Source organism: Streptomyces sp. NPDC052299 (genome assembly GCF_040679335.1).
Taxonomy (GTDB): Bacteria; Actinomycetota; Actinomycetes; order Streptomycetales; family Streptomycetaceae; genus Streptomyces.
This window is the reverse complement of record NZ_JBFAUP010000046.1, coordinates 1-14,036: the sequence shown is the minus strand read 5'-3', so window position 1 is coordinate 14,036 and position 14,036 is coordinate 1. Positions and strand designations below refer to the sequence as shown.

Below are 14,036 nucleotides of genomic sequence, written 5' to 3'. Positions count from 1 at the left end.
CTCACCACGACGCAACGCCTCACACGCCTGATGAACCGCCACCAACGCCGACGACTGACCCGAATCCACCACCAACGACGGACCCGTCAAACCCAGCAGAAACGACACCCGATTCGCGATCACACTCCGCGCAAGACCCGTCGACGTGAAAGCACCAATCCCCTCCACACCACCCCGACGCGCCAGAACCGCATAATCATCCGCCATCGCCCCCACGAACACACCCGCGGCAGACCCCCGCACCGAACCCGCCACCACACCGGCGTCCTCGAACGCCTCCCACGCCAATTCCAGAACCAACCGCTGCTGCGGATCCATCGCCACAGCCTCACGCGGCGAAATACCGAAGAACCGCGCGTCGAAACCGTCGACCCGGCTCAAAAACCCCGCGCGCCGAGCCACCGACTTCCCCGCCGCCGACGGATCGGGATCGTAGAAACCCTCACCGTCCCAACGGTCCGAAGGCACCTCGCCCACCGCATCGAGCCCACCGACCAGCCCCTCCCAGAACTCCCCCGGGCCACCCTCAGCACCCGGGAAACGGCACGACATACCGACAACAGCAATGGCCATGGACTCGTTCATCTGGTTCAGCCTCGATCCGTGTTCATGAGCGAGTCCACATAGCTCGCCAGCGCTTCGAAAGTGGGGTGGTCGTAGACGACCGTGGCGGGCAGGTCGACACCGGTCGACTCCATGACCTTGTTGCGCAGGTCGACCGCCATCAGGGAGGTGAAGCCCAGTTCCAGCAGGGGGGTCCCGACGTTCACATCGGACGGGGAGTCGAGGCCCATCACCTCGGCCGCGACCTCCAGCACGGCGGCCAGGACGAGCGCGGGGCGGTCCGCCGCCGGGGCCGCCGCCAGGCGGGCCGCGGTGGACTGCGCGCCGTCCTCGGGGGCCTCGTCCGCGGGCACCCGCACAGCGGCGTCGGTGACGGCGCGCCCGGGTCCGGCGGTGACCCGGGGCGCGACCTCGTCGAGCCAGTACCGGCGGTGCTGGAAGGCGTACGGGGGAAGGGCGACCGTGCGAGGGGCGCAGCCGGCCGTCGCGGCCGGCCAGTGCACGGAGCGGCCGCCGACGTGCAGGCGGGCCAGGGCGGTCAGGAAGGCGGAGGACTCGTCCTGGTCGCGGCGGGCCAGCGCGATGACTCCGGCGCGGGCGCTGTCGGGGGTGTCCGCGAGGATCTCGGTGATCATCGAGGTCAGGACGCTGTCCGGGCCGGCTTCCAGGAAGGTGGCGACGCCCAGTTCGGCCTGTCGGCGGATGCCGGAGGCGAAGCGTACGGGGCGGCGGACGTGGTCGGCCCAGTAGCCGGGGGTGAGGAGTTCGTCCCCGGCGACGTCCCCGGTGAGGTTGGAGATCACGGGGATGCTCGGCCGGTGGTGGATGAGCTGCTTGGCCACGGCCTCGAACTCGGCGAGCATCCCGTCCATGTGCGGGGAGTGGAAGGCGTGGCTGACCTTGAGCAGCTTGGTGCGGCGGCCCTGCGCGGTGAAGGCGGCACCGATCTCGCGTACGGCTTCGGGGTCACCGGAGAGCACCACGGAGGAGGGGCCGTTCTCGGCGGCGAGGGAGACCTCGTGCTCCCGGCCCGCGAGGAGCGGTTCCACCTCGGCGGCGGTCGCCTCGACGGCCAGCATGGCCCCGCCCCCGGGCTGGGCCTGCATGAGGCGGCCGCGGGCGGCGACGAGGGCCGCCGCGTCGGACAGCGACCAGACGCCGGCGACGTGGGCGGCCGCGAGTTCGCCGACGGAGTGGCCGGAGACGAAGTCCGGGGTGACGCCGAAGTGTTCGAGCAGGCGGTACAGGGCCACCTCGACGGCGAAGATGCCCGCCTGGGTGTAAGCGGTCTGGTGGACGAGCTCGCCGTCGACCGCCGGGTCCTCGCCGAGGAGCACCGCGCGCAGGGGGATGTCGAGGTGGCGGTCGAGTTCCGCGCAGACCTTGTCGAAGGCCTGGGCGAACGCGGGGAAGCGGGCGTACAGCTCGCCGCCCATCCCGGGGCGCTGGGAGCCCTGCCCGGAGAACACCACGGCCAGCGGTGCCTTCGCGGCCGGGTCGGGGGCGCCCTTGGTGAGTCCGGCGGCGCCGGTGCCGCGGGCGAGCTTCTCCAGGCTCTGGATCAGCTGGGCGGGCTCGCTGCCGACGGCTACGGCCCGGTGGGCGAAGGGGGTGCGGCCGGTGGCCAGGGTGTGGGCGATATCCACGGGGGCGGTGGGGGTGCGGTGCAGGTGCGCGGCGAGGCGGGCGGCCTGGTCGCGCAGCGCCTTGGGGGTCCGGGCGGCGAGCGGCCAGGCGACGGTGGTCCCGGTCGCGGCCGGACGTGCGTCTTCCTGCGGGGCCTCCTGTGGGGCTTCCTCCACGATCACGTGGGCGTTGGTGCCGCTGATGCCGAAGGAGGAGACTCCGGCGCGGCGCGGACGCGCCGGGTCGCGCGGCCAGGCGACGGGCTCCTGGAGCAGGGCGACGCTGCCGGAGCTCCAGTCGATGTGGGGGGTCGGGTTCTCGGCGTGCAGGGTGCGCGGCAGGAGTTGGTTGCGCAGGGCCATGACGGTCTTGATGACGCCGCCGACGCCCGCGGCGGCCTGGCTGTGCCCGATGTTGGACTTGAGGGAGCCCAGGCGCAGCGGGCGGCCCGGCTCGCGTCCGGAGCCGTAGGCGGCCTGGATGGCCTGGCCCTCGACCGGGTCGCCGAGGGTGGTCGCGGTGCCGTGGGCCTCGACGGCGTCGACCTCGCCGGGGGTGAGCCGGGCGTCGGCCAGGGCCTCCTGGATGACCCGTTCCTGGGCGGGGCCGTTGGGGGCGGTCAGGCCGTTGCTGGCGCCGTCCTGGTTGACGGCGCTGCCTCGGATGACGGCGAGGACGGGGTGTCCGGCCTTCCGGGCGTCGGAGAGGCGTTCGAGGTAGAGGACGCCGACGCCTTCGGCCCAGCCGGTGCCGTCGGCCTCGGCGGAGAAGGACCGGCAGCGGCCGTCCGTGCTCAGCCCGCGCTGGCGGGCGAACTCGGTGAAGACGGTGGGGGTGGCCATGACCGTGACGCCGCCCGCGAGTGCGGAGGCGCATTCGCCGCGGCGGAGCGACTGGACGGCGAGGTGGAGGGAGACCAGGGAGGAGGAGCAGGCGGTGTCCACGGTGAGGGCGGGACCGTGCAGGCCGAGGGTGTACGAGATGCGGCCGGAGGCGACGCTGGCGGCGCTGCCGCTGCCGATGTAGCCCTCGAAGCCCTCGGGGGCGGGGTTCAGCCGTGCTCCGTAGTCGTTGTACATGACGCCGACGAAGACCCCGGTGCGGCTGCCGCGCAGGGACCGGGGGTCGATGCCTGCCTGTTCGACGGCGGCCCAGGCGTGTTCGAGCAGCAGTCGCTGCTGGGGGTCGATGGTGAGGGCTTCCTTGGGGGTGATCCCGAAGAGCCCGGCGTCGAAGGAGGCGGCTTCGGGCAGGAAGCCGCCGTGGCGCGTGTAGCAGGTGCCGGGGGTCTCGGGGTCGGGGTCGTAGAGGGCGTCGAGGTCCCAGCCCCGGTCGGCCGGAAAGTCTCCGACGGCGTCGGTGCCGGAGGCGACCAGCTCCCACAGGTCCTCGGGCCCGGTGACGCCCCCCGGGTAGGCGCAGGCCATGCCGACGACGGCGATCGGCTCGTGGTGCCGGTCCTCCAGGTCCTTGATGTGCTGCCGGGCCTCGCGCAGATCGATCGTCATCCGCTTGAGGTAGTCGAGCAGCCTGGCGTCTTCGCCGGTCGCGGTCGTCATGTCTCCCCCTTCCCTGGTGGGTGGTGCGTCACTGGTTGTTCGTCTTGCGGATGCGGGCCGCGAGCCGGGCGGGTGTCGGGTCGGCGTACAGGTCGGCCATGGCGAGGGTCGTTCCGGTGGTGTCCTCGACCCGTTGGACGAGCTGGGCGCCGAGCAGCGAGTGGCCGCCGTGTGCGAAGAAGTTGGCGTCGGCGTCGACGTCCGTGCGTTCCAGGAGCTGCTGCCAGAGGGCGATGAGCGCGGCGGTGAGCTCGTCGCCCTGGTGGGCGGTGCCGCCGGTGTCCGCGCCCCGTTCGCTGCGGAGCCGGCCGGCGAGGTTCTTGAGGGCCAGGTAGTCGGTCTTCTGGCTGACGGTGGTCGGGAACGTGTCGACGGCCAGGAATTCCTGGGGGACGGCGGCGCCGGGCAGGCCGGCCCGGGCGTGTTCCCACAGCAGGTCGGCGAGGGCGGTCGGGCCGGGGTCCTGGGCGGGCTCGACGAAGGCGACGAGCAGCGGACCGCCGGGGGCGTCGTCGTCGACGACGACGGCCGCCCCGCGCACCTGCGGGTGTTCCAGGAGTACGGCTTCCACCTCGCCGAGCTCGATGCGGTTGCCGCGCAGCTTGACCTGGCGGTCGGCGCGGCCGTGCAGGGCGAGGCGCCCGTCGGGGAGCCAGCAGGCGAGGTCGCCGGTGCGGTAGTAGCGGCCGTGTTCGGGGTGGGTGGCGAAGCGTTCGGCGGTCAGCTCGGGGCGGCCGTGGTAGCCGAGGGCGACCCCGGTGCCGGCGATGCACAGTTCGCCGCGGACGCCGACGGGCAGTTCGCGCCCGTCCGGGTCGGTGATGAAGGCCCGGGTGTTGTTCATGGGGCGGCCGATGTCGATGGCGGTGGCGCCGTCGGGGACGGTGCCACAGGTGGAGTAGATGGTGGTCTCGGAGGGGGCGTAGGCGTTGCGCAGGGTGCAGCCGGCGGCGGTGATGCGGCGGGCGAGCGCGGGCGGCATCGGTTCGCCGCCGGTGACGCCGCGCCGGCCGGCCAGCCGGTGGCCCGCCTTGTCCGCGATGAGCCGCCAGGTGGTGGGGGTGGCCTGGATGATGCCGACGTCGTGGCGTTCGAGGACGTCGAGGAGGGCCTGGCCGTCGCTGCGGGCCGCTTCGGGGGCGACGGCGATCCGGCCGCCGGTGACGAGGGGGAGGAAGAGTTCCAGGGCGGAGATGTCGAAGGTGAAGGTGGTCAGCCACAGCGTCACGTCGGCGGCACCGGCGCCCAGTTCGTGGCGGAAGTGGTGGATGACGTTGGCAACGCCCCGGTGGGTGATGACGGTGCCCTTGGGCTTGCCGGTGGAGCCCGAGGTGTAGATGAGGAAGGCGGTGGCGTCGGGGCCGGGGAGGCCCACCGGCTCTTCGACGGGCCGGTGCGCGCCTCGCGGGGGCGTGACGGGGGCCACGGCCGCCATGGGTTCCACGCGGACGGCGGCCCCGGCGGCCACGTCGATGCCGGGTGCGGCGAGGACCACGGAGGCGCCGGAGTCCTCCAGCAGGTAGGCGGTGCGCTGGGCCGGGTGGTCCGGGTCCAGGGCGAGGTAGGCGGTGCCCGCCAGCCATGCTCCGAGGACGGCGGCGGCGAGTTGCGGGCCGCGCCGGGCGGCGAGCGCGACGATGTCGCCGGGGCGGGCTCCGGCGGCGCGCAGCAGGTCCCGGTCGGCGAGCGCGGTGTCCCACAGCTGCTGGTAGGTCGTGGTGTGTTCGCCGTCCTCGACGGCGACGGCGCCGGGAGTGGCGGCGACCGTTGCGGCGACGGCCTCCAGCAGGGTGGCGGGTGCGACCTCGGTGCCGGTGGCGTTGGCGGCGTCGATGACGGTCCGGTCCCGAGGGCCGTGCAGGGGCAGTTCGCCGAGCGGGCGGTCGGGGTCCTGTCCCAGGGCGACGAGCAGGGCGTCGTAGCGTTCCAGCAGGAATTCGGTGTCGTCGCGGGAGAGGACCTCGGTGTAGAAGACGCCTCGGATGCGGATCTCCTCGGGCGAGGCGAGGAAGAAGAACTCCAGGTCGAACTTGCTGTAGCCGTTCTCGACGAGCAGCCGCCGGGCGGGGACGCCGTCGATCTCGAAGCTGGTCTGCCCGGCGTTGGGCACGTAGTTGAACAGGTGCCGGAAGACGGTGTTGCGCCAGGTCGCGCCGGTGTGCTCGATCTCCGGAAGCAGGACGTCCACCGGCACGTCGGCGTGGGTGATGGCGCCGAAGAAGGCTTCCCGGGACTCCGCGGCGAGGGTCCGGAAGCCGACGCCCAGGTCGACCCGGGCGCGCAGGGGCAGGGTGTTGACGTGGTAGCCGACGGTTCCGGCGGCGTGGGCGGGGCGGACGTTGGCGGGCGAGCCGACCACGAGGTCGGGGCCGGCGCCGTGCCGCGCGAGCAGCAGGTAGTAGGCGGCGAGGAGGACGACGGCTTCGGGGGCGCGCACTTCCCGCTGGAGGCGGCGGACGGCCTCGTGGGCCTCGGCGGACAGGGTGTGCAGGACCGAGTCGCCGGTCAGCGTGGGGTCGGGCCGGTCCTCGGTGCCGCAGTCCAGTCCGAGGGCCGAGGGGTCGAAGTCCCTCAGGTGCTCGCGCCAGTAGGCGAGGCTTTCGTCGGTGGGGGCGGCGGTGGCGAGGGCCGGCTGGGGGGCGGCAAGGTCCTCGGGCACGTCGAGACCGGCGGCGACGGCCTCGTAGACGCGGGTGAACTCGTCGAGCAGGATCGCGGCGGAGACGGTGTCGAAGACGATGTGGTGGACGACCAGGCAGAAGACGTCCCCCTCCGGCCCCTGGAGGTGCCCGGCGCGCAGCAGCGGCTGCCCGTCGAACGTGAAGGGCCGGGCGACGAGCGCGTTCACCGCCGCGTCGGTGCCGCCGGCCGCGACCGTCATGGTGCTGACGGTGGCGGCGAACCGGTCGGCCGGGACGGTCTGCTTGACGAGTCCGCCGTCCGTGCCGTGGAAGACGGTACGCAGCGCCGGGTGCCTCCGTACCAGGGCGTCCAGGGTCTGTTGCAGCTCCCACTCCCCGAGCGGTTCCTCGGTGGTGAAGACGACCGAGAGGTTGTTGACGGCGCCGGAGGGGACGAGCTTTTCGAGGAGCCACAGCGCCTGCTCCTTGCGGCTGGCCGCCGTGAGTACGGCGTGGGCCGGGCCGTTCCCCGGGGTCTGGGCTGAGGTGAGCATTCCGGATTCCTGTCTGTGACCTGGGAGAGGGAGTACGGCCGGCCGTGCGCGCGGGGTCAGGAGGCGAGCAGGAGCTCGGTGACGGCCTGGGCGACCACGGGGCTGCTGAGGAGTTCCACGTGCGGGGTGTCGAAGCGGAGCTCGTCCGCGACGAGGGCGGCCTCGTGGTCCGGGTTGAGCAGGCGGAACCCGTTGAGTCCGCTGGTCGCGGTGGCGGAGGTGATGGCCGTGGAGCGCAGCCAGGCGGCCGCCGGTTCGATCTGCTCGGCGGTCGAGAGGTAGGTGAGGAACGCGCCCGCGGTCTCCGTCATCTCCGCACGGCGCCGGTCGTCCAGGCCGAGCTTGTCGCAGGCCGTCTGGGCGAGGGCGTGGTAGAGCAGGAGGAGCCGGCGGGCGAGGTCGCCGAGGCTCACGCAGGTCTCCTGGGCGCGCTGTGCCGAGTCCTGGACGCGGCCGACCTCGGCTGCGCCGACTGCGGGTTCCATCTGGCCGACGGCCTTGTGGAACTGCCAGTACATGCTGGCGGCCGCGGCCCGCTCCGGGTCGAAGAGGATCGTCCGCGGGAAGGAGCCCTGCCACTTCTCGACCTCCTCGGCGATGGCGGCCGCGTAGACGCTGCCCGCGCAGAACGCCAGGACGGCCTTGACCCGCTTGCCGCTGGTGCGGACCTCGTCGACCCACTGCTTGACGTACGCGTCGGCGGGCAGGTCGGGGCGGGAGGCCACGGCGGCGGGAAGGGTCTCCCAGACGGTGAAGCCGGTTCCGAGGAGCGGGACGAAGTCGCTGAAACGGGCCTCGCCACGGCCGGTCGCGTCGAAGTCGACGGCGAGGACGACCTCGTCGGTGTCGCCGGCGATGAGCTCTTTCCAGGTGCTGAGGCTGGTCATGGGGTTCCGGTTCCGTTCTGTGGTGAGGGGTCGGTCGGTTCGGGTGCTGCGGCCGGACAGGGGGCTCGGGAGCTAGAGGCCCCCGCCGAACTCCTGGTCGATCAGGTCGAGGAGCTCGGTCGCGGAGGCGGACTCGATGTCGGCGGCGCCGACCTGGGCCGCCGCGTCGCCCGCCGCTGCCGCCCAGCCGGCAAGCAGCTCCTCCATCCGGGCCGCGACGGTGCGGCGCAGCTCGTCGCCGGCGGCGTCGGCGGCCAGGCCCACGAGTGAGGCTTCGAGCCGGTCGAGGTCGGCGAGTACGGGCTGCCTGTCGACGGCGGGTTCGGCCAGCTTGTGGATGTACTCGGTGAGTTCGCGGGGGTTCGGGTGGTCGAAGACGAGGGTGGAGGGCAGGGCGAGGCCGGTGGCCGCGCCGAGCCGGTTGCGCAGTTCGACGGCGGTCAGCGAGTCGAAGCCGAGGGACTTGAAGGACAGGTCGTCCTCGATCCGGGCCGTGTCGGCGTGGCCGAGCACGACCGCGACGGTCGTACGGACCAGCTCCCGGACGATTTCCTCCTGTGCGGGGCGGGCCAGGCCGGCCAGCCGGTCGGTGAGCCTGGTCTCGGCCGGGGCCTGCGCACCGCCGGAGCGGCGGGCGGGCGTACGGACCAGGCCGCGCAGCCGGTCCGGCAGGGTGTCCGCATCGGCCTGGGCGCGCAGTGCCGCCGCGTCGAAGCGGGCCACGATCGGCACCGGGGCCGGGTCGGCGAGGGCCGCGTCGAACAGTCCGAGCCCTTCGGCTGCGGACAGCGGCAGCAGGCCGCCGCGTCCGGCCCGGGCCAGGCCCGCCGCGTCGAGGCGGGCGGCCAGCCCGGCGCCTTCGCCCGAGGTCTCGCCCCACAGGCCCCAGACCAGGGAGACCGCGGGCAGCCCCTGGGTGCGGCGCTGTTCGGCGAGGGCGTCGAGGTAGGCGTTGGCGGCCGCGTAGTTGGCCTGACCGGCGTTGCCGGCTTGGCCGGCGAGCGAGGAGAAGAGGACGAAGGCGTCCAGTTCCATGCCTGCGGTCAGCTCGTGCAGGTGGCGCGCGGCGTCGGCCTTGGGCCGCCACACGGCCGCGAAGCGTTCGCGGGTGAGCCCCTGCACGATGCCGTCGTCGAGGACGCCCGCGCTGTGGACCACCGCGGTGAGGGGGTGGTCGGTGGGTACGGCGGCCAGGAGGGCGGCGAGCGCGTCCCGGTCGGAGGTGTCGCAGGCGGCCAGGGTGACGGTCGCGCCGAGCGCTTCGAGTTCGGCCCGCAGCGAGTCGGCCCCGGGGGCCTGTGCTCCGCGCCGGCCGGCGAGCAGCAGGTGGCGGACTCCGTACGCGGTGACCAGGTGGCGGGCGAAGAGCGCGCCGAGCGCACCGGTGCCGCCGGTGACCAGGACCGTGCCTTGCGGGGTGAACCGGATGGCTGCGGCAGCGTGGTCCGGACGGGTCGGGGCGATCCGCGGGCGGGCCGCCGCACCGCCGCTCAGGAGCAGTTCGGGCTCCCCCGCGGCGAGGGCGGACAGCGTGGCGCGTGCGGCGTCGGTGGCCGATTCGGTGCCCGTGTCGATCAGGACGACGCGGCCCGGGTTCTCGGAGCCGACGACCCTGAGCAGCCCCCACATGGCCGCCGCCACCGGGTCCGTTCCGTCGGTGGCTCCGCGGCTGAGGAGGACGAGTGTGCTCCCGCCCAGGCCGTCCTCGGCGAGCCAGTACTGGACGAGTTCCAGCAGCCGGTGCACGGCCGTGCCCGGATCGGTGTCGGCGGGCGGGGCCGTCAGGATGTACTGCGGCGCGGTGCCGCCTCCGGCGACGGCCGCCGCGAGGACCCGTATGTCGTCATACGGTTCCTGGGCGATGCCGAGCGCGCCGCGGAGCCCCGCCGGGTCGGCGCCGAGCCACACGGCCCGGTCGGGGGTGCTCTCGGTGAGGGGCAGCTCGACGGGCTCCCAGCGCACGTGGTGCAGGGGCAGCCGGTCGGTGCGCAGCGCGGCGAGGGCGGCCTGGTCGGCGGGCCGCACGGTGAGCGTGTCGACACCGCCGAGCGGAGCACCCGAGGCGTCGGTGAAGCGCAGCCGGACGGTGTCGTGCCCGGTCGGTTCGAGCGTCACCCGCAGCGCAGACGGCGAGGTGGCGGAGGCCGTCAGCCCGGTCCAGGAGTACGGGACGCGCAGCCGGAGGCCGTCGTCGCCGGCCTCGGCCAGGGCGGTCACGACCAGCGGGTGCAGGGCCGAGTCGAGGAGCGCCGGGTGCAGGGCGTGCCCGGCGGTGGCGGTGCCGGGGGCGAGTTCGACCTCGGCGTACAGCGTTCCGCCGCTCTGCCACAGAGCGGTCAGGCCCTGGAAGGCGGGACCGTACTCGTACCCCTGGTCGGCGAGCCGCCCGTAGGCGTCGGCGAGGTCCACCGGAGTGGCGTCGGCCGGCGGCCAGTCGGAGCCCGCGGGTGCCGGGTGAGCGGGCGCCTCGGCGAGGAGGAGGCCCTGGGCGTGCAGGGTCCACTCGGCGGCATCGGCGTCGGAGGAGGTGTCGGGGCGGGCGTGGACGGAGAGTTCGCGGTGGCCGGAGGCATCCGGACCGTGGACGGTGAGCTGTATCTGCACGGCTCCGGTCGCCGGGAGGGCGAGCGGGGCGTGCAGCACCAGGTCGTTGACGACGCCCGCGTCGAGCTGGGCCGCGGCGAACAGGGCGAGGTCGGCGAAGGCCGCTCCGGGCAGCAGGACCGTGCCGGCGACCGTGTGGTCGGCGAGCCACGGGTGGGTGGCCAGGGAGAGCCGGCCGGTGAACAGCACCGTCTCCGACCCGGCCACGGCCACGGCCGCCCCGAGAAGGGGGTGCGTGGTGGCGGCGAGACCGGCGGTGGACACGTCACCGTTGGCGGGGGTGGACTCGAGCCAGTAGCGGACGCGCTGGAAGGGATAGGTAGGCAGGTCGAGCGGGTGCTGGGGGTCGGGGAGGGCTGTGGTCCAGTCGACGGGGACGCCGTGGGCCCATGCCTGGCCGAGGGACAGCAGGAACCGCTCAAGACCGCCCTCGTCCCGGCGCAGCGACGGCACCGCGAGCGCCGAGACCGCACCGGCGGCCTCGAAGGTCTCCTGAAGACCGATCGTCAGGACGGGGTGAGCGCTCGATTCGATGAACGTGGTGAAGCCGTCCGCGAGCAGGGCCCGGGTCGTCTTCTCGAACTCGACCGTCTGCCGCAGGTTCCGGTACCAGTACTCGGCGTCCAGTGCCGCGCTGTCGACCACCTCGTTCGTAACGGTCGAATAGAACGGGATCTCCGGCACCCGGGGAACAACCGGTGCCAGAAGTCGCGCCAGCTCCTCCTTGATCGACTCCACGTGAGGGGAGTGCGAGGCGTAGTCCACGGCGATACGGCGCGAGCGCACCCCGTCCGCGCGAAGCACCGCGACGAGTTCGTCCAGGGCACTGTCCGTGCCCGAAACGACCGTGGAGGAGGGGCCGTTGACCGTGGCCACGCTCAGGTCGTCCGGCCACCGCGTCAGGTACGAGCGGACCGCGTCGGCGGGCAGCGCGACCGAGAGCATGCCGCCCCGGCCGGCCAGAGCGATGATGGCCCGGCTCCGCAACGCCACCACCAGGGCACCGTCCTCCAAGGACAGCCCACCGGACACGACAGCCGCCGCGATCTCGCCCTGCGAGTGACCCACGACCGCGTCCGGCACGACCCCGTAGGAGCGCCACGCCTCGGCCAGGGACACCATCACCGCCCACAACGCGGGCTGGATCACGTCCACCCGGTCCAGCAGACCGTCCGGATCGCCTTCCAGCAGCACCGGCAGCAGATCCCAGTCCGTGTACGCGGACAGCGCCCGCGCACACTCCTCAAGCCGCGCCCGGAACGCAGGCGACGCCTCGAACAGACCCGCCGCCATGCCGATCCACTGCGAACCCTGACCCGGGAACACGAACACGGTCTTACCGCCCGCGACCTCACCGGTCACGGCACCGGCGGACTGGTCGCCGGCGGCCAGTTCGCGTACTGACCGCAGCAGTTCCCCGCGGTCCTTGCCGACGGCGACCGCCCGGTGCGCGAAGGGCGTACGCGTGGCCACCAGTGCGGCACCCACCTCGGACGCCGCCGCCTCCGGGTGGCTGTCGGCGAACGCCGCGAGCCGCGCGGCCTGGTCCCGTAGAGCGGCCGGGTTCTTCGCCGCGATCACCCACGGCGCGACCCCCTCGGCCACGGGCACGGCGGGCTCGTCCGGCGCCGGAACCTCCGGAGCCTGTTCCAGGATGACGTGGGCGTTCGTACCGCTGAAGCCGAAGGACGAGACGGCCGCGCGGCGCGGGCGGTCCAGCTCGGGCCACGGCTGTTCCCGGGTCAGCAGCGCGACCGCGCCGGCCTCCCAGTCGACGTGCGGGGTCGGTTCGTCCACGTGCAGCGTGCGGGGCAGCACCCCGTGCCGCATGGCCTGCACCATCTTGATGACGCCGGCGACACCGGCAGCGGCCAGGGTGTGCCCGATGTTGGACTTCAACGAGCCGAGCCACAGGGGCTGTTCGGGGGCCCGCTCCTGCCCGTAGGTGGCGATCAGGGCCTGCGCCTCGATCGGGTCACCGAGCTTGGTGCCCGTGCCGTGCGCGTCCACGACGTCGACGTCGGCGCCGGTCAGGCCCGCGTCGGCGAGGGCCTGCCGGATCACCCGCTGCTGCGAGGGACCGCTGGGGGCGGTCAGACCGTTGCTGGCACCGTCCTGGTTCGTCGCCGAACCCCGGAGGACGGCCAGCACCTGATGCCCGTTGGCCTGTGCGTCGGACAGCCGCTCCAGCAGGACCAGGCCCACGCCCTCGCCCCATCCGGTGCCGTCGGCCGTGGAGGAGAACGCCTTGCAGCGGCCGTCGGGCGACAGGGCGCGCTGGCGCGAGAACTCCACGAAGTTGATGGGTCCCGCCATCACCGTCGCACCGCCGGCCAGGGCGAGCGAGCACTCGCCCCGTCGCAGCGCCTGGGCCGCCAGATGCAGGGCGACCAGGGAGGAGGAGCAGGCCGTGTCCACGGTCAGCGCCGGGCCCTCCAGGCCGAGGGCGTAGGAGACCCGGCCGGAGGCGACGCTGGTGGTGGTGCCGGTGGAGACGTAACCCTCCAGGCCCTCGGGGAGCCGGTCCAGCCGGGTCACGTAGTCACCCGTGATGACGCCCGCGAAGACTCCGGTGTCGCTGCCGCGCAGCCGGTCCGGGTCGATCCCGGCGCGTTCGAGCGTCTCCCAGGCCGTCTCCAGCAGCAGGCGTTGCTGCGGGTCCATGGCCAGCGCCTCACGCGGGTTGATGCCGAAGAAGTCGGCGTCGAAGGTGTCGGCGTCGCGCAGGAAGGCGCCCTGCCGGGTGTACGAGGTGCCGGTGGCCTCCGGGTCGGGGTCATAGAGGCCGTCGAGGTCCCAGCCGCGGTTCTCCGGGAAGCCGCCGACGGTGTCCACGCCGCCCTTCACGAGCTGCCAGAGGTCTTCCGGGGTGGTGATCCCGCCGGGGAAGCGGCAGCCCATGGAGACGATGGCGATGGCGTCGTCGGCACCGGCACCCGCTGTGGCCGCGGTGGTGGGCGCCGGGGCCGCGGCCTGCGTGCCGAGCAGCGTGTCGCGCAGGTGGGTGGCGAGCGCGCCGGGGGTGGGGTGGTCGAAGATCAGGGTCGGGGTGAGGCGTCGGCCGGTGGCGGCGCCGAGCCGGTTGCGCAGTTCGACGGCGGACAGCGAGTCGAAGCCGAGGGTGGTGAAGGTCCTGCTCGGGTCCAGCACTGCGGCGTCGGACCGGCCGAGCACCGCGGCCACCTCCTCCCGGACCAGGTCCAGCAGCAGCCGGTCCTGCTCGGCGGCCGAGAGCGTGGCGAGCCGCTGGGCGAGCGAGGTGGCACCGGCCGCCCCGGCCCGGGCGGCAGCGGCGGCTCGGCGTACCGGCGTACGGACCAGGCCGCGCAGGAGCGGGGCGAGTGAGCCGCTCTTGGCCCGGGCCCGGAGGGCGGCGGTGTTCATCGGCACGGCAAGGAGGGCGGGCCGGTGGTGGCCGAGCGCGGCATCGAAGGCGGCGAGGCCCTGCTCGGCGGTGATGGCTGCGGTGCCGGTGTCGGCGAGCCGGTCCAGGTCGGCCTGGGCGAGGGTGCCGCCCATGCCGCCTGCTTGGTCCCAGAGTCCCCAGGCGAGGGAGGTGGCGGGGAGTCCTTGGGTGTGGCGGTGGGTGGCGAGGGCGTCGAGGAAGGTGTTGGCGGCGGC

5 protein-coding genes are annotated in these 14,036 nt (G+C 73.7%); all 5 read right to left on the bottom strand.

Going from position 1 to position 14,036, the window contains the following annotated elements; all coding sequences use genetic code 11:
• Positions 1–585: polyketide synthase (locus AB0L33_RS35030; protein WP_365687805.1), on the bottom strand; the 585-nt coding region annotated here is incomplete at its 3' end.
• A gap of 5 nt (positions 586–590) precedes the next feature.
• Complete coding sequence (locus AB0L33_RS35025) at positions 591–3,749, bottom strand: beta-ketoacyl synthase N-terminal-like domain-containing protein (protein ID WP_365687804.1); 3,159 nt, start codon at positions 3,747–3,749, stop codon at positions 591–593.
• A gap of 28 nt (positions 3,750–3,777) precedes the next feature.
• Positions 3,778–6,924 (bottom strand): amino acid adenylation domain-containing protein, encoded by a 3,147-nt coding sequence (locus AB0L33_RS35020; RefSeq protein ID WP_365687803.1) that lies wholly within the window; start codon positions 6,922–6,924, stop codon positions 3,778–3,780.
• A 56-nt stretch (positions 6,925–6,980) separates the two neighbouring features.
• Positions 6,981–7,811 (bottom strand): hypothetical protein, encoded by an 831-nt coding sequence (locus tag AB0L33_RS35015; protein ID WP_365687802.1) that lies wholly within the window; start codon positions 7,809–7,811, stop codon positions 6,981–6,983.
• A gap of 72 nt (positions 7,812–7,883) precedes the next feature.
• Positions 7,884–14,036: SDR family NAD(P)-dependent oxidoreductase (locus AB0L33_RS35010; protein ID WP_365687801.1), on the bottom strand; the 6,153-nt coding region annotated here is incomplete at its 5' end.

Excerpts from the sequence above, each read along its gene's own strand:
- AB0L33_RS35025 (WP_365687804.1), bottom strand. The coding sequence starts at position 3,749 with ATGACGACCGCGACCGGCGAAGACGCCAGGCTGCTCGACTACCTCAAG.
- AB0L33_RS35020 (WP_365687803.1), bottom strand. The coding sequence starts at position 6,924 with ATGCTCACCTCAGCCCAGACCCCGGGGAACGGCCCGGCCCACGCCGTA.
- AB0L33_RS35015 (WP_365687802.1), bottom strand. The coding sequence starts at position 7,811 with ATGACCAGCCTCAGCACCTGGAAAGAGCTCATCGCCGGCGACACCGAC.